The organism is Bacillus sp. 05T22 (assembly GCF_056396765.1).
Genome location: NZ_JBFTMC010000015.1, coordinates 17717 through 43258 on the forward strand (window position 1 = coordinate 17717; position 25542 = coordinate 43258).

23 protein-coding genes are annotated in these 25542 nt (G+C 37.3%); 2 read left to right on the forward strand and 21 right to left on the reverse strand.

Features of this window, described 5'->3' with window-relative positions:
• Positions 1–57 precede the first annotated feature (57 nt).
• From AC1DIT_RS07655 to AC1DIT_RS07705, 11 genes are all read right to left on the reverse strand, one after another.
• The gene (locus AC1DIT_RS07655) at positions 58–531 is read right to left on the reverse strand and encodes an NUDIX hydrolase (RefSeq protein ID WP_016116240.1); all 474 of its coding nucleotides are present in this window, start codon (positions 529–531) and stop codon (positions 58–60) included.
• A 79-nt stretch (positions 532–610) separates the two neighbouring features.
• Positions 611–1315: a DUF421 domain-containing protein gene (locus AC1DIT_RS07660; RefSeq protein WP_016116241.1), complete on the reverse strand. Its 705-nt coding sequence runs from the start codon at positions 1313–1315 to the stop codon at positions 611–613.
• 117 nt (positions 1316–1432) lie between these two features.
• A complete protein-coding gene (locus AC1DIT_RS07665; RefSeq protein WP_016116242.1) occupies positions 1433–2611 on the reverse strand; it encodes an FtsW/RodA/SpoVE family cell cycle protein in 1179 nt (392 codons plus the stop codon).
• Between the two features lie 345 nt (positions 2612–2956).
• Entirely contained in the window at positions 2957–4273 is a 1317-nt protein-coding gene (locus AC1DIT_RS07670; RefSeq protein ID WP_476998121.1) for a dihydrolipoamide acetyltransferase family protein, read from the reverse strand.
• Between the two features lie 15 nt (positions 4274–4288).
• Positions 4289–5272 (reverse strand): 3-methyl-2-oxobutanoate dehydrogenase subunit beta, encoded by a 984-nt coding sequence (gene bfmBAB, locus AC1DIT_RS07675; RefSeq protein ID WP_016133247.1) that lies wholly within the window; start codon positions 5270–5272, stop codon positions 4289–4291.
• Positions 5273–5285: 13 nt separating this feature from the next.
• Complete coding sequence (bfmBAA, locus tag AC1DIT_RS07680) at positions 5286–6287, reverse strand: 3-methyl-2-oxobutanoate dehydrogenase subunit alpha (RefSeq protein WP_016116245.1); 1002 nt, start codon at positions 6285–6287, stop codon at positions 5286–5288.
• A gap of 26 nt (positions 6288–6313) precedes the next feature.
• Positions 6314–7735, reverse strand: a complete 1422-nt coding sequence (gene lpdA / locus AC1DIT_RS07685) for a dihydrolipoyl dehydrogenase (RefSeq protein WP_016133248.1) — start codon at positions 7733–7735, stop codon at positions 6314–6316.
• Between the two features lie 4 nt (positions 7736–7739).
• Positions 7740–8843, reverse strand: coding sequence for a butyrate kinase (gene buk, locus AC1DIT_RS07690; RefSeq protein WP_016116247.1), 1104 nt, complete (start codon positions 8841–8843; stop codon positions 7740–7742).
• A gap of 87 nt (positions 8844–8930) precedes the next feature.
• Positions 8931–10031, reverse strand: coding sequence for a leucine dehydrogenase (locus tag AC1DIT_RS07695; protein WP_016116248.1), 1101 nt, complete (start codon positions 10029–10031; stop codon positions 8931–8933).
• A gap of 34 nt (positions 10032–10065) precedes the next feature.
• Complete coding sequence (yqiS, locus tag AC1DIT_RS07700) at positions 10066–10965, reverse strand: phosphate butyryltransferase (RefSeq protein ID WP_476998122.1); 900 nt, start codon at positions 10963–10965, stop codon at positions 10066–10068.
• A gap of 195 nt (positions 10966–11160) precedes the next feature.
• Positions 11161–13233, reverse strand: a complete 2073-nt coding sequence (locus AC1DIT_RS07705; protein ID WP_033671453.1) for a sigma-54 interaction domain-containing protein — start codon at positions 13231–13233, stop codon at positions 11161–11163.
• 138 nt (positions 13234–13371) lie between these two features.
• Here AC1DIT_RS07705 and AC1DIT_RS07710 point away from each other — a divergent pair, with 138 nt between their 5' ends.
• Entirely contained in the window at positions 13372–13605 is a 234-nt protein-coding gene (locus AC1DIT_RS07710; RefSeq protein WP_003200204.1) for a DUF2627 domain-containing protein, read from the forward strand.
• Between the two features lie 36 nt (positions 13606–13641).
• Here AC1DIT_RS07710 and AC1DIT_RS07715 read toward each other — a convergent pair whose 3' ends face one another.
• A complete protein-coding gene (locus AC1DIT_RS07715) occupies positions 13642–14370 on the reverse strand; it encodes a glycerophosphodiester phosphodiesterase (RefSeq protein ID WP_016116251.1) in 729 nt (242 codons plus the stop codon).
• Positions 14371–14420: 50 nt separating this feature from the next.
• On the opposite strand from AC1DIT_RS07715, the gene AC1DIT_RS07720 reads away from it, so the two are divergent.
• A complete protein-coding gene (locus AC1DIT_RS07720; RefSeq protein ID WP_003200201.1) occupies positions 14421–14567 on the forward strand; it encodes a YycC family protein in 147 nt (48 codons plus the stop codon).
• Positions 14568–14882: 315 nt separating this feature from the next.
• On the opposite strand, the gene spo0A is transcribed toward AC1DIT_RS07720, so the two are convergent.
• The 9 genes from spo0A to xseA all read right to left on the reverse strand — a co-directional run bounded on the left by spo0A (position 14883) and on the right by xseA (position 25538).
• Positions 14883–15677 carry a sporulation transcription factor Spo0A gene (spo0A, locus tag AC1DIT_RS07725; RefSeq protein ID WP_476998123.1) on the reverse strand — a complete coding sequence of 265 codons (795 nt, stop codon included), beginning with the start codon at positions 15675–15677 and terminating at the stop codon, positions 14883–14885.
• A gap of 286 nt (positions 15678–15963) precedes the next feature.
• On the reverse strand, positions 15964–17265 hold the full coding sequence (spoIVB, locus tag AC1DIT_RS07730) for a SpoIVB peptidase (RefSeq protein WP_016116253.1): 1302 nt from the start codon (positions 17263–17265) through the stop codon (positions 15964–15966).
• Between the two features lie 118 nt (positions 17266–17383).
• A complete protein-coding gene (gene recN, locus AC1DIT_RS07735; RefSeq protein WP_476998124.1) occupies positions 17384–19123 on the reverse strand; it encodes a DNA repair protein RecN in 1740 nt (579 codons plus the stop codon).
• A gap of 272 nt (positions 19124–19395) precedes the next feature.
• Entirely contained in the window at positions 19396–19845 is a 450-nt protein-coding gene (gene argR, locus AC1DIT_RS07740; RefSeq protein WP_016116255.1) for an arginine repressor ArgR, read from the reverse strand.
• A 142-nt stretch (positions 19846–19987) separates the two neighbouring features.
• A complete protein-coding gene (locus AC1DIT_RS07745) occupies positions 19988–20827 on the reverse strand; it encodes a TlyA family RNA methyltransferase (RefSeq protein ID WP_016116256.1) in 840 nt (279 codons plus the stop codon).
• A gap of 3 nt (positions 20828–20830) precedes the next feature.
• On the reverse strand, positions 20831–22723 hold the full coding sequence (gene dxs, locus AC1DIT_RS07750) for a 1-deoxy-D-xylulose-5-phosphate synthase (protein ID WP_016133250.1): 1893 nt from the start codon (positions 22721–22723) through the stop codon (positions 20831–20833).
• Positions 22724–23066: 343 nt separating this feature from the next.
• Positions 23067–23960, reverse strand: a complete 894-nt coding sequence (locus AC1DIT_RS07755) for a polyprenyl synthetase family protein (protein ID WP_003200224.1) — start codon at positions 23958–23960, stop codon at positions 23067–23069.
• A complete protein-coding gene (gene xseB, locus AC1DIT_RS07760; RefSeq protein WP_476998125.1) occupies positions 23960–24190 on the reverse strand; it encodes an exodeoxyribonuclease VII small subunit in 231 nt (76 codons plus the stop codon). Before xseB ends, AC1DIT_RS07755 begins: the two co-directional genes overlap by 1 nt.
• Positions 24180–25538, reverse strand: coding sequence for an exodeoxyribonuclease VII large subunit (gene xseA / locus AC1DIT_RS07765; protein ID WP_016116258.1), 1359 nt, complete (start codon positions 25536–25538; stop codon positions 24180–24182). Before xseA ends, xseB begins: the two co-directional genes overlap by 11 nt.
• Positions 25539–25542 lie beyond the last annotated feature (4 nt).

The window sequence follows — 25542 nt, forward strand, 5'->3', positions numbered from 1 at the left end:
ATACTAGTATGCGCCTGGACTACCAACCAGAACTGTGTTTTTGTATTTCTATAGCTATTATATATTATTTCTACTTTCTTTTTCTATCTTCTCATATGTTTCAATCATTTTTTTATGTGATCCTACAATATACGCAGGCAATTCTGTAACGGGAAAGAATTTAAGCTGAACCGCTTCCTCTTTATTGACAGCTAGCAAACCTTCATATTCATTTGTATAATAAGCAGTCGTTACGGATTGAAATTCATCACCATTCGCTAATTTTATAAAGTAATTAGCTCCAGAGAACACATTAATGAGTCTTAAATTTTTCACATAAATTTCTGCTTCTTCATATACTTCACGGCAAGCTGTCTCTTCTGGGGATTCTCCAAGCTCCATTAAACCACCAAGCAATCCCCATTTTCCATACGGTTCTGTTCGTTGTTGCAATAAAACATGTCCATCTTCATTCAATACGAGAACAACAGCACCAACTAAAATTAAAGGGCGATGACCAACTACTTTTCGTAACTCCTCTACATATCCCATCGAAACAAACCCTTCTTTTTTTATTTCGTTGTCCACACTATTGTATCATATGTAAGAAATGGTAAAATGCTTATATTTTTCATTTTTTTAATAAAATATTAATTTGTTTATTTTCATCTATAGTTGCTAATTGTACCAATTCAACTGATATTTTTTTTGATAATTCTTCCTGCGCCCATGTTTCCGTTTTTCCTAATAAAGCAAGGACATCCTTCTGTATATTTCCATTCTTCACAAGAATAAATGAAATAGGTGATTTTCTACCTGCTACTTTCATATCAAGCCGTGAAACAGTTTCATGTTCTGGATATTGAAACACCGAGACGGTACCACTTGCTTCCCATAATGCTAATCTTATCGTTTTAATATCACTGACATTTTGTAAGCGTAGTTCAGAGAATAAATACTCTACTGTAATTCTTGCTTTTTTCAAATTACTAAAATCAATTGACCCATTATGTATAAGTATAATAGGCGATGGTTCTAAAAAACGTCTCCATCGATCCCATTTCAACGTTAAAACCGAACTTACAATATGAAGAACAATGAGCACACATGTTGTAATCATTGATCCCAGTAAACCGACTCTTTCATCAGATAGTGCGTTAGAGAGATTTCCTTCCAACAATAGCACTAATACGACATCTAAAAAACGAAGCTGTGCAATGGAGCGTTGTCCCATTGTTTTAGCAACAAAAATTAAAAAAACATACGCTGTTATAGCTCGAATCATCCATTCTATATAAGAAAGATGATGTGCCCCCTCAAAAATATGCATATGCATGAATCTGCACTCCTTAATCATCACAAATTTCCACACTCCCTTTAGTTTGTGATGATTACAATCCTCTATGCAAAAAAGCTGATCCGTGTGTGAACGAATCAGCTTTTTATATAAAAATCAACTAACCGAAAACATATACTTTTTATAAGTTTTCCGTACCGATAGAACGAGCCCCATCATCATCATATTCGAAAACAAGGAACTTCCTCCATATGATAAAAACGGAAGCGCAATTCCTTTTACCGGCATTAATCCAACAATCATACCAACGTTTTGGAAGATTTGTAATGTTAAAACACCAATTACTCCTGCACATAATAATGTACCAAACAGATTATCTGCTGAATAACCAATTATAATTGTACGATAAAGAAGTAACAGAAACATAAATACGACGAAAGCTGCAATTAAAAATCCACCCTCTTCAGCAATTGTAGCAAAAATGAAATCGGTATGCTTTTCAGGAATATATACACTTCCATATCCAAATCCTTTTCCATCCATTCCCCCACTACCAACCGCTAAAATCGATTGTTGTGTTTGATAACCTTGATCCACGTGCTCAAATGGGTCTAACCAGCCCAAAATTCGTGACTGTTGATGCGGCTTTAGTAAAGTAACCAATTTGTTGAAAAAAATGTCTGGGTATTTCAAAAATATAAATATTAACGTGGACAATATGGTCAGTGGAATAACTGTACATATTGCAATTAATTTCTTTTGAATACCTGACATAAACAAAATACATGCAATCCCTGCAGCATATAGGAAAACCATCCCTGTATCAGGCTGACTATATACAAGTAGAGCAGGTGGAATCGATACTAAAATAATTTTACCTATTAATCTTAAATCCGTTTGAAAAGTCCGTACCATATATTTTTCATTATGCTTGACTGCTAAACTAGCAACTAAAAGAAGCAACGCAATTTTGAAAAACTCTGATGGCTGGATCGCCCCAAGAACTGGGACTTTAAACCATCTTTTTGCCCCTAATATTTCAGGTGTTAAAGCTTTAAATGGTGAAATCTTAAGTATAATAATCGAAGCAAACCCAACAATATAAAATGGCCACGCTAATTTTTGCAGTTGATCTAAATCAATACTTGCAACAAGTAGTAATAAAACAATACCGATTACATAGTTAATCCCTTGTTTCATTGCAAAATTTGAATTTCCATATTGTCCTGTTTGTTGACTGCTATATATGGCAGCTATACTCGTGACGCATAATATAAACAAAATTAAAATTAATTTTACATCTAAACTTTTTAGAAATTCGGTACTTCTCTTCATGACATCCTCCTGAAACATTGTTAAGGCAAAATAAAAAACCAGGAGTCAACATTCTTTATATCTTGACGACTGATTGCATATTAATCTATAAAATACTTATATAGAATAACTTTCTTTTTTAAACAATACAATACATTATACTACAGTTTCATCAGTAAGATTTTCCAAAAAAATATTCTTTTCTTATTGTATATCTATATACTGGATATCAGCAATGTATTTTCGTAAATTCATAATACATTATTATTCATTGTCAGATTAATGGAAGGCATTTTTTATTGTGGGATAAAAAGTGAAGAAGTATATCTTTTCTAAAGTAAAAAGCTCGCAGACGCGAGCTTTTTATTAATATACAGACGTATTATTCTCTGATACATTTTCAAGAATTTCTTTTACACGTCCTAAGAATTTACCACAAATTAAGCCATCCAGTACACGATGATCAAGGGATAAACATARGTTAACCATGTCGCGWGCACCGAACATACCATTATCCATAATWACTGGRCGTTTTACAATWGATTCWACTTGTAAAATWGCMGCTTGTGGRTRRTTAATAATACCCATAGATTGAACAGAACCAAATGATCCTGTGTTATTAATTGTAAATGTACCGCCTTGCATTTCGTCTGCTTTCAATGATTTTGTACGAACTTTTCCTGCAAGTTCAGTAATTTCACGAGCAATACCTTTAATTGTTTTCTCATCTGCTTGTTTAATAACTGGTACAAATAATTCATCTTCTGTTGCAACAGCGATAGAAAGGTTAATATCTTTCTTTTGAACAATTTTGTCACCAGCCCACATTGAGTTAATTTGTGGGTATTCTTTCAATGCTTGTGCAACTGCTTTAACGAAGAATGCAAAGAATGTTAAGTTGAAGCCTTCACGCTTTTTAAATTCGCCTTTAATTGAATTACGGTATGATACAAGATTTGTTACATCTACTTCAATCATCATCCAAGCGTGAGGTGCTTCGTGTTTACTACGCAGCATGTTCGCAGCAATTGCTTTACGTACACCTGTTACCGGAATTTCAATATCGCCAGGTACTGTCGGTACAGATACAGGTTTTGCCGCTTCTGTTTTTGGAGCTGATGGTGCAGCCACTTTTGGTGCTTCTTGTGATGCCTGCACAGATACAGGTGCTTCTTCTTTCTTCGCACCAACTACCGGAATGTTTCCAGATTCCACAAGCTTCAGAATATCTTTACGTGTAATACGACCATTTGCGCCCGTACCTTCTACTGCATCTAAATCAATATTATGCTCACCTGCAAGTTTTAATACCGCTGGTGAGAAACGAGGTTTGCCATCAGTTGGTTGCTTCACTTTTGTTGCTTTTTCAGCTGAAACCACTTCTGTTTTTGGTTCCTCTTTTGTTTTCTCTTCTACAGCTGTCGCAGCTACCTCATCTGCGCCCTCTACTTGGATCACACAAACGACTTCACCTACAGCAAGTGTATCACCTTCAGCAGCGACTAACTCCTTCACAATTCCTGTGAAAGAAGATGGTACTTCTGCGTTTACTTTATCTGTCATTACTTCTGCAAGCGGATCATATTTATTTACGTGATCGCCAACATTTACGAGCCATTTACTAATTGTACCTTCCGTTACACTTTCCCCAAGCTGAGGCATTGTGATATTTTCTACAGCCATGTATAGTCCCCCCGATTAAAATTCCGCAAGTTCACGCATTGCTTTTTCAACCTTATCTGGATTTACCATAAAGAATTTTTCCATTGTTGGTGCATATGGCATTGCTGGAACGTCTGGACCTGCAAGACGTGCAATTGGTGCATCAAGGTCAAATAAGCAATTTTCTGCAATAATTGCTGCTACTTCACTCATAATGCTTCCTTCTTTGTTATCTTCCGTTACAAGAAGAACTTTACCTGTTTTAGAAGCTGCTTCAATAATCGCTTCTTTATCTAATGGATATACAGTACGTAAATCAAGAATGTGAGCAGAAATGCCATCTTTCGCTAATTTTTCAGCAGCTTGAAGAGCAAAGTGAACACATAATCCATATGTGATAACAGTAATATCATCACCTTCCCGTTTTACATCTGCTTTTCCAATTGGTAATACATAATCATCTTCTGGTACTTCGCCTTTAATTAAACGATATGCACGTTTATGTTCAAAGAATAGTACTGGATCTTCATCACGAATTGCCGCTTTTAATAATCCTTTTGCATCATATGGTGTAGAAGGAATAACAATTTTTAAACCTGGTTGGTTTGCAAACATTGCTTCTACAGACTGTGAGTGATACAATGCACCGTGAACGCCGCCACCAAACGGTGCACGTACAGTGATCGGACAAGTCCAGTCATTATTAGAACGGTAACGAATTTTTGCTGCCTCAGAAACAATTTGGTTTACTGCTGGCATAATAAAATCAGCGAATTGCATTTCAGCAATTGGACGCATTCCGTACATCGCTGCCCCGATTGCTACCCCTGCAATTGCAGATTCTGCAAGCGGTGTATCAAGCGCACGATCTTCACCAAATTGATCATATAATCCATTTGTCGCTTTAAATACGCCACCTTTTTTACCAACGTCTTCTCCTAATACAAATACTTTCTCATCGCGTTCCATTTCTTCGCGCATTGCTAATGTAATCGCGTCAATATAAGACATTACAGCCATGAAACGTTCCCCCCTATTCTGCGTATACGTGCTTCAATGCATCTTCAGGTGCTGCATACGGAGCATTTTCTGCATATTCTGTTGCTTCGTTTACGATATGCATAATTTCATCTAACATTTGTTTTTCAGATTCCTCCGTTAACACGCCAACCTCTTTTAAGTAAGCAGCAAATGTAAAGATGGAATCTTTTTTCTTCGCTTCTTCTACTTCTTCTTTATCACGATATACAAGATCATCGTCATCACTAGAGTGTGCTGTTAAACGATATGATACTGTTTCAATTAAAGTTGGACCTTCGCCGCGGCGGCCACGATCCGCTGCTTCTTTTACAGCTTTATATACTGCAAGTGGATCATTTCCGTCCACTGTGTATCCTGGCATACCGTAACCAATTGCACGATCTGATACATTTTTACATGCTAATTGCTTTTCAACAGGGATAGAAATTGCATATTTGTTATTCTCACACATGAAAATAACAGGCAATTTGTGTACGCCAGCAAAGTTAGCACCTTCGTGGAAGTCACCTTGGTTAGAAGAACCTTCACCGAAGGTAACAAACGTTACTAAATCTTTCTTTTCCATCTTCCCTGCTAGTGCAATTCCTACTGCATGAGGCACTTGTGTTGTAACTGGTGATGAACCTGTCACAATACGGTTTTTCTTCTGACCGAAGTGACCAGGCATTTGACGGCCACCAGAGTTTGGATCTCCTGCTTTTGCAAAGCCAGACAACATAAGCTCTTTTGCTGTCATACCAAACGCTAGTACTACACCCATATCACGGTAATATGGTAATGCATAATCTTTTTTACGATCAAGTGCAAATGCTGCGCCTACTTGTGCAGCTTCCTGTCCTTGACAAGAAATTACGAATGGAATTTTCCCTGCACGGTTTAACAACCACATACGTTCGTCAATTTTACGTGCAAGCAACATCGTACGATACATTTCTACTACTTGCTCATCACTTAAGCCAAGCTCTTCATGGCGCTTTTCTTTTACTTCTGCCATTTTCATAACCTCCTAAATCCACATTTTTATGCGTGTAACGCTTTTCCATCTACTGCTAATGCAGCTTCACCAATTGCTTCTGATAATGATGGATGCGGATGAATTGTATGTGCAACTTCCCAAGGTGTTGCATCAAGTACTCTTGCAAGACCCGCTTCAGAAATCATATCCGTTACATGTGGGCCAATCATATGAACACCGAGAATATCATTTGTTTCTTCATCAACTACAAGTTTCACAAAGCCATCTGATTCTCCATATACAAGTGCTTTTCCGATTGCACGGAATGAGAACTTGCCTACTTTTAACTTATAGCCTTTTTCTTTTGCTTCCTGTTCTGTTAAACCAACAGAAGCTACTTCTGGACTACTGTATACACATTTCGATACCATAGAGTAATCGATTGGCATAACTTCTTTACCAACAATATGTTCTACAGCAACAATACCTTCATGAGAAGCAACGTGTGCAAGTTGTAAACCACCAATTACATCACCAATTGCATAAATATGTGATTCTTTCGTTTGATAAAACTCATTTGTTTGAATGTATCCTTTTTCCACAATGATATCTGTATTCTCTAAGCCGATATTTTGCGTATTGGCTTGTCTTCCTACAGATACAAGCATTTTTTCTGCCTTGAATTCTTTACTTTCACCATTGTGTTCGGCTTGAATTGCTACTCCATTATCTTTTACCAATGTTTCTGGTAATACTTTTGCACCTGTTACCACTTTAATTCCCTTTTTCTTCAAGAGACGTTGCATTTCTTTCGAAACATCTTGATCTTCAAGCGGTAAGACATGTTTTGCATATTCTAATACGGTAACTTCAACACCGAAATCAGCAAGCATAGATGCCCATTCAATTCCAATTACACCACCACCAACAATGATAATTGATTTGGGAAGCGTTTCTATTTTCAGGGCATGATCCGATGACATTACGTATTCTCCATCTAGTTCTAACCCTGGTAAAGAGTTTGGACGAGAACCTGTTGCAATAAGCACATTTTTAGGAATCAACATTTCATTCTCTTCTCCATTTGCCAATTCAACCGAAATTGTTCCCGGCATTGGAGAGAAGATAGAAGGTCCAAGAATGCGGCCGATACCTTCAAACACATCAATTTTACCTTGCTTCATTAAATGCTGAACGCCTTTATGAAGCTGCGTTACAATCTTTTCTTTACGCTCTTGCACTTTAGCAAAGTTCAATTCTACATTGCTCGTTACAACGCCAAACTCTTCACTCTTTTTTGCCGTTGCATATACTTCAGCACTACGCAGCAATGCTTTACTAGGAATACAACCTTTGTGTAAACAAGTGCCACCAAGATTATCTTTTTCAACAAGCGCTGTTTTTAGCCCTAATTGTGATGCACGAATAGCAGCAACATATCCGCCAGTACCGCCGCCAACGATGACTAAATCATATTCTTTTGCCATTATCTCAACCCCTAGCTACCGTTTCTTTTTCTCGTACAACATACTCTTTTGAAGCTTCTTCCTCACGTAATACACGAAGTGCCCCTTCTGCTAATGCTTGTAATTCATCTTCACCTGGATGCACAATCACATCAGCAATCCAATGAACGCGCTCCTTGATTTCATCAACAAGAATTTTGCTATATGCGAGTCCTCCTGTTAAAACGATTGCATCTATTTTCCCATGAAGAACCGTGCTAGCTCCGCCGATTTCTTTCGCAACTTGATATGCCATTGCTTTGTAAATAAGTGTTGCCTCAGGATCACCTTTCTCAACCATGTTTTCAACTTTAATTGCATCGTTTGTACCAATAAGGCTTACTAATCCGCCTTGTCCAACAATCTTTTTCATCATTTCATCGCGGTAATACTCACCTGAGAAACACATTTCTATTAACTGTCCAACCGGCACTGTTCCAGAACGTTCTGGACTAAATGGACCTTCACCATTCAAACCATTATTTACATCAATAACTTTTCCTTGCTTATGAGCACCAACCGTTATCCCGCCACCCATGTGCGCAATTAATAGGTTTAAATCTTCATATTTACGACCAAGTTCCTCTGCAACTTTACGCGCCACAGCTTTTTGGTTTAACGCATGAAAAATACTTTTTCGCTCCATGCCAGAAATACCACTAATACGAGCAATTGAATCCATTTCATCAACAACAACTGGATCGACAATGAATGCTGGAATATTTAATCCTGAAGCGATTTCATACGCCAAAATACCTCCAAGATTTGAAGCGTGATGACCGCTATATCCATTTTTCAAATCTTCTAACATTGCTTCGTTCACTGTATACGTACCACCTTCAATGGGACGAAGTAATCCCCCGCGACCGCAAACAGCGTTTAATTTCGAAATATTAATGCCGTGAGAATGTAAAACTTCTAAAATTGTTTCTTTTCGAAATTCATATTGATCAATAATTCGTTTATATTTACCGATTTTATCCACATCATGACGAATGGTTTCTTCTAAAACGGGTCTTTCATTATCAAAAACACCTATTTTTGTGGATGTACTACCCGGATTAATAACAAGGATTCGATTTAAGGACAATGTTGCTACCTCCACCTATAAATTCAAAAGGCAGTGGAAACCTCGTAAGAGGTAACCACAGCTTTTGTAGAAGTTGTATATGATAGATTAGCGACGGCTAATAATGTTATGGCCGTTGCGTAAGAACGTGCTACGAGTATTTTTCAAGCTTGCAATACGCTCTTCAGCTAGACGATCTGCTGCAACATAAGTTGGTACACCATCACGTTTTGAAATCTCAATTACTTTTGCAATTGTGTCATAAATAGACTCTACACGTTTTAATGCACGTTCTCTATTGTATCCATATAATTCATCTGCTACGTTAATTACACCGCCTGCATTAATTACATAGTCTGGTGCATATACAATTCCCATTTCATGGATTGCGTCACCGTGACGATCTTCTTTTAATTGGTTATTTGCAGAACCTGCAATTACTTTTGCTTTAAGTTGTGGAATTGTTTCGTCATTTACTGTTGCACCTAATGCGCATGGTGCATAAATGTCACATTCTACACCGTAAATTTCATTTGGTTCAACTGCTGTTGCACCAAATTCTTCTACTGCACGTTGTACCGCTTCTTTATTAATATCTGTAACGATTAGTTGTGCACCTTCAGCGTGTAAATGCTTGCATAAGTGATATGCTACGTTACCAACACCTTGAACAGCAATTACTTTACCTTCTAGGCTGTCTGTACCAAATGCCTCTTTCGCCGCTGCTTTCATACCGCGGTAAACACCATAAGCAGTTACTGGAGATGGGTTACCAGAAGAACCGAATGAAGGTGAAATACCTGTTACAAAATCAGTTTCTTCGTGGATAATATCCATATCATCAACAGTTGTACCAACATCTTCTGCAGTAATATAACGCCCGTTTAAACCTTGGATGTAACGTCCTAATGCACGGAACATTGCTTCACTTTTATCTTTACGTGGATCGCCGATGATAACTGTTTTTGCACCACCTAGGTTTAAACCAGCTGCTGCGTTTTTATATGTCATCCCTTTTGCAAGACGCAATGCATCTTCAATCGCCGCTTCTTCAGAATCATATGTCCACATTCTTGTTCCACCAAGGGCTGGTCCAAGTGTTGTATCATGAATTGCAATGATTGCTTTTAATCCAGATTCTTTATCTTGACAAAATACTACTTGCTCATAATCATATTTTTCTAAGTATTCGAAGATTTCTAATGTCATTGTCATTTCCCCCTAATTGTTTTACCCTTTTGGTTTATTTAGAAGCAGTCGCAACTGCTAAAGCTAATGAATATACTTTTGTTTCTGCTGAATCTGCACGAGATGTTAAAACAATCGGTGCTTTTGCGCCAGCAATCATCGCTCCTACATTTGCATTTGCAAAATAGACAAGCGATTTATATAGCACGTTTCCAGCTTCAATCGTTGGGACGAGTAAAATATCTGCCTTACCTGCCACATCACTTACTATGCCTTTGTGCTCTGCTGCAATTTGTGATACAGCATTATCTAAAGCAAGCGGTCCATCAACGATACAATCTTTAATTTGTCCACGACGATTCATTTGGGTTAACATCGCTGCATCGATTGTCGCCTGCATTGCTTGATTAATAACTTCCACCGCTGCAATCGGAGCCACTTTTGRCAATTCGATTCCTATTGCCCGGGCAACTTCAACAGTATTTTGTATAATAGCAGCTTTTTGCCCTACATCAGGTGCAATGTTCATCGCTGCATCTGTGACAAAGATAAAGCGATCGTAATTTGGAACTTCAAACGCTGCAACATGTGATAACACACTACCTTTGCGAAGTCCCCACTCTTTATTTAATACTGCTTTTAAAATACTTGCTGTTGGGATGTTCCCCTTCATAAGTACGTCTGCTTCACCATTTCTTACAGCTTTAACAGAAAGTTCCGCGGCCTCAGCACTTGATGATGTCGCAATCACTTGAACGTGTTCTGAAACTTGTAAGTCATGCTCTTGTAGCATACCAATAATTTTTTCTTGATTTCCATATAGACGAAATTGAGCTAACTGTAATTGAATTGCCTTAGCTACTGCTTCAATTACTTCATGATCTTCAGCCACTGCTACAGCCACAGTTTTTTTAGGCTGCCCTGCTGCTTGATCAATTAAGTGTTTTAACTTCATATCTTGTAATCAACCCTTTCCGTCGTCCCTCGTCTATTTAATAAGCAAATATCGTGCCAACTTTTCAAATTGGTCATACCAATTATGAAAACGCATACAAAATACAGTGAAATCAGTACTTTATAAAATTACATAATATTCTGTCTTGATTTGTTGTTTTTTACGTATCATGCAATAAATTGCACGGTACGCAATTTATTGCATGCTATTTTTTGCACGGTCATACTTTTCTAACTTGTAATATAAATTTCGAACTGAGATTCCTAACACTTTCGCTGTCTTTGTTTTATTCCCACCAAACTTCTCTAAATATTCATGTATGATGTTCCCTTCAAACTCCGTAACCAAATGTTCAAGGGGCTTTTCTTCTAATTCCGGCAACAAATCATTTCCTTTTAATTCCACTTGGTCCTCCTTATGCAAAGAAGGCAAATGATGTACATCAATATACATCTCATTATAGTTCATAAAAATAATCGCCCGTCCCAAAATATTCTCAAGCTCTCTAACATTCCCTGGCCAATCATACGATCGCAAATATTCAATAGCCGATTCCGTTAATCCTTCTACATTCCGACCATAATCTTGATTAATTTTTTGAATCAATCGTTCTGATATAACCGGAATATCTTCCTTTCGCTGACGAAGAGACGGAATTTGAATTGGAATTTTATTTAGGCGATAATATAAATCTTCTCTGAATTCACCTTCCAAAATTGCTTTTTCTAAATTTACATGCGTCGCCGCAATCACCCGAACATTAATAGGAATTGGTTTCGTTCCTCCAACTTTTACAATTTCTTTTTCCTGCAAAACGCGCAATAATTTCGCTTGCGTATTCGCAGACAGTTCCCCAATCTCATCTAAAAAAACACTCCCATTATTTGCTTCTTCAAAGAAACCTCTTTTACCGCCTCTTTTCGCACCAGAAAAGGCTCCTTCTTCGTAACCAAATAATTCACTTTCCAATAAAGTTTCCGAGATAGCAGCACAGTTTACACGAACAAACTTATTGTATTTCCGATTACTCCCGTTATGAATAGCGTGCGCAAATAACTCTTTACCAGTCCCTGACTCCCCGCGAAGTAATACGGTTGCTGGTGTATTTGCTCCAAGCTTTGCTTGCTCTATTGCAGCCATCGTTTCATCAGACGTTCCTACAATATCCTCAAAAGAATATTTCGCTTCTAGCGTCCGAATAATTTGTCTTGCCCGGTTTAATTCATGCGTTAATTTTTGAATTTCGGATACGTCACGAATAACACCAACGCTACCTTTCAATATTCCATCAACAATAACCGGCGCGACATTTACAATGACATCTCGTTTTTTCTGACCAATTTTCATATGAATCCCTCGTACCGCCCTACGCGTCCGAAGTACTTTCATATGCATACTTTCCCCCTCTACAATATCAGTCGTTGCAGGTTTTCCAATTATGTCATCCTCTGTAAGGCCTGTTAACTTTGTATAAGCAGGGTTGATGACAAGACCTCTTCCTTTCTCATCTACAACAGAAATCGCTTCCTCAGATGAATGAATAATCGCTTCCAATAAGGTTTGAATTTCTTTTAAATCCGTAACTTCTTCTGCTAGATCTACAACTTCTGTAATATCTTTAAAAATTGCAAATGCCCCTTGCACCTCTCCATCTTCTTTTAAAATTGGAATCCGCGTTGTAATAATCTTCTTTTCATTCCCTAATGTCAACTCATGATTCACTTCTATTTGTTTCGTTCGTATAGTACGAAGTAACTTACTAGTCGGAATTACTTCTAAAATATATTTCCCAGTCGCTTCTTTCGCTTTATAACCCGTTATACGTTCTGCACTTTTGTTAAATAATTTCACATAACCTTCTGAATCAATGACAATCATTCCATCATGAGTAGAATTTAAAATCAAATTTCCTTGCTGCGTTTGGCCTTTCAGTTTTTCAATTAAATTCTCTTTCTCATGTGCCAACTTCGTAACGATTTTCGCAACATCCCCTGGTATAAGGAGTGTATTTTCTTGTTTTTTTGCGAATAGAACCTTATGTAAATGGTAATCACCACTCATATCAAAAATTACATCCACATCCACTGTAAGAAAAGAATCTAAATCTTCTCCAACTGCAATACCTTGTTCTTGCGCAATCTGTAATCCTTTTGCATTCGGATTTATATCGATAACGCCAACGACTTTAAATATATTCGAATTTTGCAGCAAACCAAGAATCGTACTTCCACCTTCGCCCGCTCCAATAATTAATACTTTTTGTTTCACACATCCCACTTCCTCTCGAAGTATCTCTGCAAAATTTTTCACACCTTTATCTTACTCGTTCAGCAATCACTTGACAAATCCCCTTTCAATATAACATCATTTGATATATACAAAATTATCTGAAAAGGAGCGTTATCTATGCAGCGTTACCTTGCTCTTCTATTAGCACTCATCCCCATCTCATTAGCAGTGCTAGGTATAAAATTGATGAGAGATACTGTATTTGGTATTCTTTTATCTCCAATCCCTGTATTATGGTTACAATTTTTAATAGGTGTATTCTGCTTTGCAATCGGTTTTTATATCTTTGGAGGCTTTGTTGTACATCGTGATCGTAAACGAAACAAAGTACAAGCTCGTTTCAGAAGATAAAAGAACATAAAAATGAGACCTTTCTAATGTAAGGTCTCATTTTTCCACTTGTAATAACACTCTCGCTGTTTCTGGATAATCAGTAATAATCGCCGATATGTTCATATCAAAATACTTACGCATAACCGTTTCATCATTAATTGTATAAGGCCGCACTTCAACTCCGCTCTCCATTGTTAATTCAGCTATTGCATCCTGAAGATAACGATAGTTCGGATGAATCGCAGTAGCCCCCATTTTTTGCGCATACGCCCACGGGCTATGTAAACCTTCTCGATACAAAATAGCCGTTTGAATATCCGGAGCCATCATATGACATCTTTTCATACTGTAGTGATTAAAAGAAGAAAAAATAACTCGATCTTCTAGGCCAAACTTACGTATAAGTGTTATAACTTCTTCTTCTAAACCACAATATGGAATTTTATTATTTTTAAATTCAATATTGAGCAACAAACAATTCGATTTTAGCCATTCTAGCACTTCTTCTAATAAAGGAATTTTGCAAAAACCTACCTTTTCCGAAAACTGGTGACTCGCATCCAATTTTCGCAAATCTTCATATAAGTAATTACGAACGGCACCTTTTCCATTCGTTGTACGATTGACAGTTTCATCATGAATCACAACAACTTTTTTATCCTTCGTAAATTGAACATCTAATTCTATCCCGTCTGCCTGAAACGATTCCGCAGCTTTAAATGAAATCATTGTATTTTCTGGATACGCCCCCGCCGCACCGCGGTGCGCGAATATAAGAGTCATCCTCACTCCCCCAATCTTATGCTATACTATACGAAAAAGGAGGTACTTCTATGAAACCATTACAAATTTCTCCGGATACTGCAATTCGTTTATCAAAAGCTCTAGGTGTTCCACTTGAGCAAATTATGCATATGCCGCAGCACATTTTAGTTCAAAAGTTAGTTGAGCTAGAAAAACAAAATAAAGATGAAGAATAATCCAGTCCTGTTTTGCAGGACTGTTTATTTTCTCTATTCACCATATTTCCGCCCATATATATCATAATATCATAAGCGGATTCTTACATAAACTCCTAAAATTCCCAGATTGAAATATACTGTCCAACGACATATTTTAATTTAACGACAACACTAAATTTTTTTCTTTTTATCCTATCTGTAAAACTCATTCAAAACAAAAACACCGTTTTTCATTCGTTTGATTTACAAACGAATGAAAGACGGTGTTGATCGAAATATATTAACTTTACTTGTTGATAACTTTACATTACGAAACTCTCAATACAATAACGTTTAYGAAGCCTTATGTTCAAGYCTTAACTTATCYGCAACCATTGCGATGAAYTCGSWATTCGTAGGTTTTGCTTTTGACATCGATACAGTATAACCAAATAAGGACGAGATTGAATCAATATTCCCACGACTCCACGCTACTTCAATCGCATGACGGATTGCGCGTTCCACACGGCTTGCTGTCGTATTATATTTTTTCGCAATATCCGGGTATAAGACTTTCGTAATAGAGCCAAGAAGCTCGATATCGTTATATACCATAGAAATCGCCTCTCGCAAATACATATATCCTTTAATATGAGCTGGTACACCAATTTCGTGAATAATGCTTGTAATACTCGCATCTAGATTCTTCGGTTTGCCATCTACTGTTGTTGCAGATCGGAAAGATGGTAGTGGACGTTTAATTGTAGTATTCGTTTTACCGCTTACTTGACGAATATGACCCGTTAAATTTTCCATATCAAATGGCTTTAAGATGAAATAAGAAGCACCTAAATCAACTGCTTTTTTCGTCACATCTTCTTGTCCAAATGCCGTTAACATAATCACATTCGGCTGTCTTAGTCTTTCAATATGACGCATTTTTTCCAGCACCGCTAAACCATCTAAATGTGGCATAATAATATCTAAAACAAGTACATCAGGTTGTTTCTCCCTCAGTAAATTCAAACACTCTTGACMATTATAAGCAATTCCGATTACTTCCATATCATCTTGAGCAGCAACATAACTTTCTAGCATTGATACTAGTTCCTTATTATCATCCACAAGACACACTTTAATTTTCTCCACAGCTTTTCCTCCCTTACCGAATCGATTCTCCCGACATGTGTAAGCTTCTAGGCTACATGAATTGTTCGACAATTGTGTGAAATTTCCCTTTTAAAGTTTCTTAATTTCCGATAAAATCACAAAAAAATATGTTTATCGTTCATTTATTTTCTTTCTTTACACATTCCATCATAGGTTTACAACGAAACGTTCACTCTTTTCTTTTATTTTACAACAAAAAACAGCTCTTGCGGAACTTTTACAAAATTTCAACGAATTTCTCAAGAAAAAAGCAAGCTGACTAACATCAGCTTGCTTTTTTCTCTTGCTCATAAATATTAATTCCAGCTTCATGTAACATCCATTCAATATGGACACCATACCCTGAAGTTGGGTCATTCACAAATACATGTGTAACAGCACCAATCATTTTTCCATTTTGAACAATCGGACTACCACTCATCCCTTGAACAATACCACCTGTTTTAGCCAACAAACGTTTGTCTGTAACTTTTACAACCATTCCTTTTGTAGCTGGGAACTTTTGTGGTACCGTGCTTACGATTTCAATATCAAATGCCTCTACTTTATCTTGATCGATAACTGTTAATATTTTCGCTGGCCCTTCTTTCACTTGATGAGACAATGCAATCGGCATTGCTTCATCCATTATGCCATTTTTTATACCTGTATTTAATTTACCAAAAATACCAAAAGGACTATTTGTTGTAATATTACCAATCACTTCACGATCCGGTGAAAATCTTGCTAATTTTTCTCCTGGATTTCCATGACTACCGCGTTCAATAGAAGTAACTGTCGAACGAACAATCTGTCCATCTTCTACTTGAATTGGTTTCTTCGTATCATTATCAGAAATAACATGACCAAGCGCTCCATATTTCATCGAATCCGGATGAACAAAAGTCATCGTTCCAATACCAGCAGCTGAATCACGAATATATAAGCCAATCCGATAAGACGATTCACCATTATCTTTTTCTGGTGTTAGTTTCGTACGAATATACTTACCATCTCGTAATAAGACGAGGTTAAGCGGTTCACCTGTTTTTCCGCTATCATGAATAAAAGGTGCCACATCGCTCATTCTTTCAATTGTTTTTCCATTAATTTCGGTAATCATATCCCCAACTTGTACACCAGCCATTTCCCCAGGCGATACTTTCCCTCTCTCTGTTTGAATTAAATGATGTCCAACAACAAGTACACCTTTTGTATTCAATTTCACTCCAATTGATTGCCCACCTGGAATCACTTTAAAATCTTTTAATACTTTCACATTTACCTTTTTTACTGGAAATCCAGCAAGTTGAAAAACCATATCCGCTTCACCATTTTGATGCGAATTTACTACAAGTTCAGATTTCTGTTCTTTATTTGAACTCACTGTAAAAACATGATGATTTGTCGATGAAGCCTGGAAAACTGGAAATGATGCTATTTCGGATTGTTGACCCTCAAAAATAACGAGTTGCTTCGGGGATGAAATAAACGTACGAAGCGGTTTAAAACATCCCATAAAAATTAATGAAACAAGGAGGCAAAGACCTATTATTTTTCGGAATTGCTCTAATTTCAATTCGTTCACTCTCCTCGCTCCTACCCCACATTCAGCCTAACGACTTCATCTTTTAATTTCTCCTTGTAACGCTTTGTTTATAACCGGAAGAATCAAGAAATCGTCATTTGAGCAAAAAAGCTATCCATTATTGGATAGCCTCTGCTGTCTGTTTAAAACGATGTGCTTGCGTAAGTAACTCTTTCGCATGTTCCGTCGTTAAATCGGTAATTTCCACGCCAGAAATCATTCGAGCAATCTCCGTCACCTTATCCTCTGTACTTAATACAGTAACTGATGTAATCGTCCGATCATTTGCAACTTGTTTACGAATAAATAAATGTGAATCCGCCATCGATGCTACTTGAGGTAAGTGCGTAATACAAARTACTTGCGAGTTTACAGATACACGATAAATTTTTTCCGCAATCGCTTGTGCCACTCGTCCACTCACTCCCGTATCTACTTCATCAAAAATGACAGATGCAACACCTTGATGTTTAGAAAAGATACTTTTCAGAGCTAAAATAATACGGGATAATTCTCCACCAGAAGCTACTTTTGAAAGTTGCTTTAATGGTTCACCTGGATTTGTTGAAATATAAAATTCCACATGATTGTATCCATCTGCCGTAAGTTTCACTGGTGCCCCTTCTACAAGTGGATCATCATTGCTTCCTTCTTTTTTCTTAATCCTCACTTCAAATTTCGTTTTTTCCATATACAGTTCTTTTAATTCTTGGTGGATTGCGCTTGTAAGATGGTCTGCAAGTTGATGACGCATATCACTCAGTATCGTTGCTTCCTTCAAAATTACGCTTTCTAATTCTTTTAATTTCTTTTTCGTCGTTTCAATATGTACATCTTTATTTTCAATTGTAAAAATTTCTTGCTCTATTTTATCAGCATACGCTAAAATCTCTTCTACAGTATTTCCATACTTTCTCTTTAGCATACGAATTTCATTCAAACGTGTTTCAATTTCGTCTAAACGATTCGGATCATACTCCATCATATCTAACTTTTCACGGAGCTGATAGGCAACCTCTTCTAATAAGTAGTAGCTATTTGCAATCGAATCATGGTTCTCTTGATACGCCTCATCTAGGTGTGTAATACTCTCCATTTGTCCCATCGCATTTCGTACATGATCAAGTCCACTACCATCTTCGCTTAATGAACGGTATGCATCACCAAGCGCTTTATAAATCTTTTCGAAATTGGAAATTTTTAATCTCTCTTCTGTCAATTCATTTTCTTCATCGACTTTCAAATCCGCTTTACAAATTTCTTCGTGCTGGAATTGAATTAAATCTAAGCGATGTGCCATCTGCTGTTCATTCTCTGTTAAAGATTTGAGTTGCTTTTTTAACTGCTCATATTCACCATATACATCTTGATATATTTCTAATTGGTTCACGATACGATTTCCGTCGAAATGATCGAGCATAAACAAATGGCGTTCCTCATTCATCAAATCTTGCGTTTCATGTTGTCCATGAATATCAACAAGTGTTTTCCCAATTTCTTTTAATATACTCAATGTAACAAGTTTACCATTTACACGACATACACTTTTTCCATTCGCAGCGATGTCACGTTTTAAAATGATCATCCCATCTTCAATTTCAATGTCCAGCTCTTCAGCTTTCGTAATACATGGATGTTTATCATCCTCTATATAAAATAAACCTTCAATTTCAGCTTTTTCTGTTCCATATCTAACAAATTCTGCTGAACCCCGGCCACCAACAAGTAAGCTGATTGCATCAATAATAATTGATTTTCCGGCACCTGTTTCACCACTTAAAACTGTTAAACCTTTTTGAAAAGAAATATTTAATGACTCAATAATAGCAAAGTTTCTAATCGATAATTCCGATAACAATGCCCCATTCACCTCGTTATAAACTAATCCCCTAAAAAGGGCTTTCGCTAAGCGCTTTTCACTCTGCGTTTATCATATATATTGTATGTATAAATTACTCTTCTAGCCCGCTCCATTGTACCAAACATTTGTTTTACGGGTCAATCCATCGATTTCCTAACTTCATTCTAGAAAAACACCATATTTCACTTCACATTCATCTATTTTTCCTATAATAAAAAATATCTTGTTTACTTTCTGCTTTTAGCAAAGGAGTAAACAAGATTCTTTTGTTACAACATATTTAAGAAACGATCTGATACAACACCTGTATCCTCAGGCGTACGGCAAATAATTAAGCAAGTATCATCACCACAAATGGTTCCAATAATCTCATCCCATTCTAAATGATCAATAAGTGCTCCGAGCGCGTGCGCGTTACCAGGTAATGTTTTTAACACAAGCATATGTCCTGCTGTGTCTAACTTTATAAACGAATCGACTAGATTACGTTTTAATTTTTGCAACGGGTTAAATCGTTGATCTGCTGGTAAGCTATATTTATAGCGACCATCATGCAATGGCACTTTTACTAAGTGCAACTCTTTAATGTCACGTGATACAGTTGCTTGCGTTACATTAAAGCCTTCATTACGCAAAATATCAACTAGTTCATCTTGCGTTTCAATTTCTTTATTCGCGATAATTTCTCTGATTTTAATATGGCGCTGACCTTTATTCATACATTTGCACCTCACACTATCTCTTACCATAGTTTAAATATTGGTATACTTCACTTATTTATGTTAACTTATAATCGTTTACTTGTACATAATTGTTTTTACAATCATTATACAATTCCAGCAAAAAGAGGAACAACAACCGTTATTCCTCTTTCCCTTTTTGTTTTAAGACCTCATGAGCTTCTGTTACAACTTGCTCTACAGAAACCAGAGAATGTTTTTCGCCAATCTCACGTTCACCATGCCACTTTAAATGAATTAAAAACTCAATATTTCCGTCCCCACCTGTAATTGGAGAAAATGTTAAGTTTTCAACATCATACCCTTCTTTTATTGCGAAATCAACAATCATTTCTACGACAGCTTCATGAACTTTACGATCACGAACGATGCCCTTCTTCCCGACCTGCTCTCTTCCAGCTTCAAATTGTGGTTTAATTAAAGCCGCAACATCACCATTTGGAGTCAATATCGTTTTTAAGACTGGAAGAATTAATTTTAACGATATAAACGAAACATCAATGCTAGCAAACTGCGGCAAGCCACGCTCTAAATCAGCCGGTGTTACATAACGAAAATTCGTCCGTTCCATAACAACAACGCGCTCATCTTGACGAAGCTTCCAAGCAAGTTGATTGTACCCTACATCTAAAGCGTAAGATAACTTCGCACCATTTTGCAGCGCACAATCTGTAAAGCCACCAGTTGATGAGCCAATATCTAACATAATTTTATCTTGTAAATCAAGATGAAAAGTCTCTAATGCCTTCTCTAACTTATAACCGCCACGGCTCACATATGGCATAACTTGTCCTTTTACCGTAATCGGTGTATCTTGCGGGATTTTTTCCCCTGGTTTATCGAGTCTCATTTCATTTGCATATACAAGACCCGCCATAACAGCGCGTTTTGCCTTTTCACGCGTTTCTATAAGTCCTCGTTCTACTAATAGTACATCTACTCTTTCTTTTTTTACACTCATTTGTTACGCCCTTTTTTGTTTTGATGGAATCATTGTATGAATACGGTCTACAACAGCATCTGTCGTTAAACCAATTTCTTCTAACAACTTTGTAACACTACCGTGTTCAATGAAATGATCTGGAATTCCCATTCGTTCGATTAAAGCACTATGATACCCATGCTCAGTAGCAAATTCTACTACACCTGTACCAAATCCACCGATTAAACAAGCTTCTTCAATTGTTAAAATCGGCATATTCTTGCCTAGGAGTTCATGTAAATATGATTCATCCATCGGCTTAATAAAACGAGCATTCACGACTTTCACTGAAACTCCAGCTTTTTCGAGACGCTCCGCCGCTTCCAGCGCCATCGAAATCGTTGTACCAAATGTCAAGATTGCTGCTTGCGTACCTTCTTTTAAGGTTTCCCATGTACCAATTGGAATAGCTTTGAGTTCTTCATCCATTTTAACTCCAAGTCCATTTCCGCGCGCATAACGCAGGGCAATTGGACCATCTTCATATTGCATTGCCGTATATACTAAATGCTGCCCTTCATTTTCATCTTTTGGCATCATGAGCACCATATTTGGCAAGTGGCGTAAAAACGCGATATCAAATACACCTTGATGCGTTTCACCATCTGCTCCGACCAATCCAGCACGGTCAATTCCAATGAAGACATTTAAATTTTGACGGCATATATCATGAACAACTTGGTCATATGCACGTTGTAAGAATGTTGAATAAATCGCTAAAAACGGCTTCATTCCTTGCGTTGCCATCCCAGCGGCCATCGTTGTGGCATGTTGCTCAGCAATTCCCACATCAATCATACGATCTGGAAATTCTTGATGAAACTTTTCAAGCTTAGAACCAACTGGCATTGCTGGTGTAATCGCAACGATACGCTCATCAGTTCTTGCAAGCTTCCGAACTGTCTCACTTACAACCGCACTCCACGCCGGTGCAACTTCTTTTGGCTTTACAAAATCACCAGATTCGATTTTATATGGTCCTGTTCCATGCCAAGTTCCAATCACATCGCTCTCTGCTGGTTTATAGCCTTTTCCTTTTTTCGTAATCACATGAACAAGTACCGGGCCTTTTGTTTTCTTTGCATATTGAAGCGTTTCAAATAAGTTTTCATAACTATGCCCATCAACAGGACCTAAATATGTAAACCCTAACTCTTCAAAGAAGACACCTGATACAAGTAAATATTTTAAGCTATCTTTTACTTTTTCTGCGGTTGCTGCAACTTTCCCGCCAACTGCTGGAATTTTCTTGAGTAAATACTCTAGTTCATCCTTCACCCATTGATATTTTCCAGCTGTACGCAGGCGACCAAGAACGTTATGAAGAGCTCCAACATTCGGAGCAATTGACATTTCATTATCATTTAAGATAACAATCATATCTGTTTTTTCATGCCCGATATGGTTTAATGCTTCTAAAGCCATTCCACCAGTCAAAGCACCATCCCCAATAATTGGTATAATACACTCTTTCGTTTTCTTTAAATCCCGTGCTAAAGCCATTCCCATTGCAGCAGATAATGAAGTCGAACTATGACCTGTTTCCCATACATCATGCTCACTCTCGCAACGTTTTGGGAAACCACATAGACCTTTATATTGTCTTAATGTGCCAAACTCTTTTGCACGCCCTGTTAAAATCTTATGCACATAGGATTGATGTCCTACATCCCATAAAAATTTATCTTTTGGACTATCAAATAATTTATGCAGAGCAATTGTGAGTTCTACTACACCTAAGTTAGGAGCAATATGTCCACCTGTTTGAGAGAGCTCTTCAATTAAAAACTTCCGAATATCCTCACTCAATGCCTCTAGTTCGCTGATAGACATATCTTTCAAAAAACTAGGGTTTTGAATTTGCGTTAGATCCACATGGATCACTCACTTTCGTTTCATAATCTGTCAATATGTCAAATATCACAAAAAATATTTGCACAACACAAGAAATTCTTCAATATCATTCCTATTTTCTATCCTGCTTGAACAGACAATTCGTCATCTTTCTCTACGTTCTTAGAAAACGAAGTATCCCTTTCAAGTAAGAAGCCTACATGAATCATAGCTCCTCTATCCGATGAAAAAAGAGCCGCTAACACAAAGTGATAACGGCAACGTAATCTAGATATATTTTTGCCAATAACAAGAAAAGAAAAACCTTTTTCTACATTTATACCACAAAATAATAAATGACTCAACAAATGAAAACGTTCTTACATTAGTTATTACGCTTTGCGATCAAATCACAAATAGATAATAAATACTCATCTTGTAATTGTAAAGATGCTATCGCATCTTTCGCTTTAACAATTGTTTCTTCTAAGATACATTTTGCCTCATCTATAGTAAATAACGTCGTATATGTACTTTTTTCATTGGAAGCATCACTACCAATTGGTTTTCCAATTTCTTCTTCCGTACCTTCTACATCTAAAATATCATCTCGAATCTGGAAAGCCAGACCAATATATTTTGCAAATGCAAGTAGTTTCTTCTCTTGTTCTGGTGTTGCTCCTGCAAGTACCGCTCCTGCAAGCACGGCATATTCTAATAACCGCCCTGTTTTATGCTTATGAATATATTCTAATTCACTAAGCTCAAGACGCTTGCCTTCCGCTTCCATATCCGCTACCTGTCCAGCAACCATTCCTTCTGGTCCAGCTGCTTTTGCAAGTTCAAGCGCAAGTCTTAGCTTTGTTTCTGTAGAAATGTCTTGATGATGATACGCTGTCACTACTTGGAAAGCATGTGTTAACAAGCCATCTCCCGCTAAAACGGCCATCGCTTCACCAAACACTTTATGGTTTGTTGGTTTTCCCCGTCTTAAATCATCGTCATCCATACATGGTAAATCATCATGAATTAACGAATAGGTATGAATCATTTCAAGAGCACAAGCTGCTCCTATGCCCAGTTCTCTTTCCTTTTCAAACGCTTGCAACGTTGCAAATAAAAGTAACGGACGAAGACGCTTTCCGCCTGCTTCCAATGAATATGTCATCGCTTCGCGAAGTACATTTGGACATTGTAATTGATTTGCATAGCGTGCAAGTTGCTCCTCGACGAAAGTTTTACTTTCTTTCACAAAAGCATCAAAAGCTACATATGCCACTATGCTTCATCTCCTACAGCAGTAAATGGTTTAAGTTCTCCATCTTCTCCAAGGATAACTGCCATTTGTTCTTGTACATCTTTCAATTTCTCATCACATAGCTTAGACAACTCCATACCTTCTTTAAAATATGAAATCGCCTCTTCTAAAGGAACATCGCCTTGTTCGAGCTTAGAAACAAGATGTTCAAGCTGAGAAATTGCTTCTTYAAAGCTTAATTTATTTTCCATTGTTCAATTCACGCTCCTCTATGCCCGATACGTTACAATCTAACACTCCATCTTGTAATTGTACTGAAACAACATCACCAAGGTCGACATCTTTCACACTTTTTAACACTTGCTTTTTTTCACTATATACGAGCCCATATCCTCTCATCATTACTTTAAGTGGACTTAGTGCCTCTAATTTTTGAGCCGCCCTCATAAACGCAAACTCTTTCGTTTGCAGTAATGTTTGCATTTCACGTTGCAATTGCTTTTGCAACGTTTCTACCCTTGTTTTTGTTTGTACAATCTTTTGAGAGGGATGATGCTTCTCCAAATAAAATGAGAGCTGTTTTAACTGATTTACCTTTTTCTCTACATAGCGTTCTTTCACTAAAATAAGCTGTTCAAGAGTACGATCTAACTGTTCTTCTTTTTGCTCATACACTTGCTTTGGATAACGAAACGCATACGATTTTTGAAGTGTTTGCAGTTGTTCTTGCTTTTTATGTAACATCTCTCGCATTGCCCTTTGCAGGCGAAGGGTTCGTTGTAACACTTTCTCTTGTAATTCAATTATATTTGGTGCTGCAAGTTCTGCTGCTGCCGTTGGGGTTGGTGCACGTAAATCTGCTACAAAATCAGCAATTGTAAAGTCTGTTTCATGTCCAACTGCCGAGATGATTGGAATTTCACTTGCAAAAATCGCCCGTGCAACTATTTCTTCATTAAAGGCCCATAGCTCTTCAATGGAACCGCCCCCACGACCGACAATTAAAGCATCTATATCCTTCATCTCATTCGCTGTTTGAATCGCTTGTACAATTGAGGGAGCCGCAGACTCCCCTTGTACAAGTACCGGAAATACAATCACATTCCCAATTGGATAACGGCGTTTAATCGTCGTTATAATATCACGAATCGCCGCTCCCGTTGGTGATGTAATGACACCAATTGTTGTTGCATATGCAGGAATTGGCTGTTTATACACTTGAGAAAACAACCCTTCCTCCTCTAGCCTAACCTTTAATTGCTCATAAGCTAAGTGAAGATTACCAATTCCATCAGGCTGCATATCATGAACATAAATTTGGTATGAACCACTTGCTTCATAGACAGAGATTTTCCCTTTTACAAGTACTTTCATCCCATCTTCTGGTCTGAATTTTATATTGCGATTATGACCCGCAAACATAACCGCTGCTATTCTTGCATTTTCATCCTTTAATGTGAAATACATATGGCCACGGCTATGACATTTAAAGTTTGAAATTTCTCCTTTTAACCAAACAGACTGCAAATGCGGGTCATACTCTATTTTTGTTTTTATATAGCGTGTTAATGCTGTAACGGTTAAATATTGCTTTTCCATCTTT

What these genes read in the sequence shown, in the direction of transcription:
- AC1DIT_RS07655 (WP_016116240.1), bottom strand. Translation starts at nt 531, where the DNA reads ATGGGATATGTAGAGGAGTTACGAAAAGTAGTTGGTCATCGCCCTTTA.
- AC1DIT_RS07660 (WP_016116241.1), bottom strand. Translation starts at nt 1,315, where the DNA reads ATGCATATGCATATTTTTGAGGGGGCACATCATCTTTCTTATATAGAA.
- AC1DIT_RS07665 (WP_016116242.1), bottom strand. Translation starts at nt 2,611, where the DNA reads ATGAAGAGAAGTACCGAATTTCTAAAAAGTTTAGATGTAAAATTAATT.
- bfmBAB (WP_016133247.1), bottom strand. Translation starts at nt 5,272, where the DNA reads ATGGCTGTAATGTCTTATATTGACGCGATTACATTAGCAATGCGCGAA.
- bfmBAA (WP_016116245.1), bottom strand. Translation starts at nt 6,287, where the DNA reads ATGGCAGAAGTAAAAGAAAAGCGCCATGAAGAGCTTGGCTTAAGTGAT.
- lpdA (WP_016133248.1), bottom strand. Translation starts at nt 7,735, where the DNA reads ATGGCAAAAGAATATGATTTAGTCATCGTTGGCGGCGGTACTGGCGGA.
- AC1DIT_RS07695 (WP_016116248.1), bottom strand. Translation starts at nt 10,031, where the DNA reads ATGACATTAGAAATCTTCGAATACTTAGAAAAATATGATTATGAGCAA.
- AC1DIT_RS07710 (WP_003200204.1), top strand. Translation starts at nt 13,372, where the DNA reads ATGCAGCGTTACCTTGCTCTTCTATTAGCACTCATCCCCATCTCATTA.
- AC1DIT_RS07715 (WP_016116251.1), bottom strand. Translation starts at nt 14,370, where the DNA reads ATGACTCTTATATTCGCGCACCGCGGTGCGGCGGGGGCGTATCCAGAA.
- AC1DIT_RS07720 (WP_003200201.1), top strand. Translation starts at nt 14,421, where the DNA reads ATGAAACCATTACAAATTTCTCCGGATACTGCAATTCGTTTATCAAAA.
- argR (WP_016116255.1), bottom strand. Translation starts at nt 19,845, where the DNA reads ATGAATAAAGGTCAGCGCCATATTAAAATCAGAGAAATTATCGCGAAT.
- AC1DIT_RS07745 (WP_016116256.1), bottom strand. Translation starts at nt 20,827, where the DNA reads ATGAGTGTAAAAAAAGAAAGAGTAGATGTACTATTAGTAGAACGAGGA.
- xseA (WP_016116258.1), bottom strand. Translation starts at nt 25,538, where the DNA reads ATGGAAAAGCAATATTTAACCGTTACAGCATTAACACGCTATATAAAA.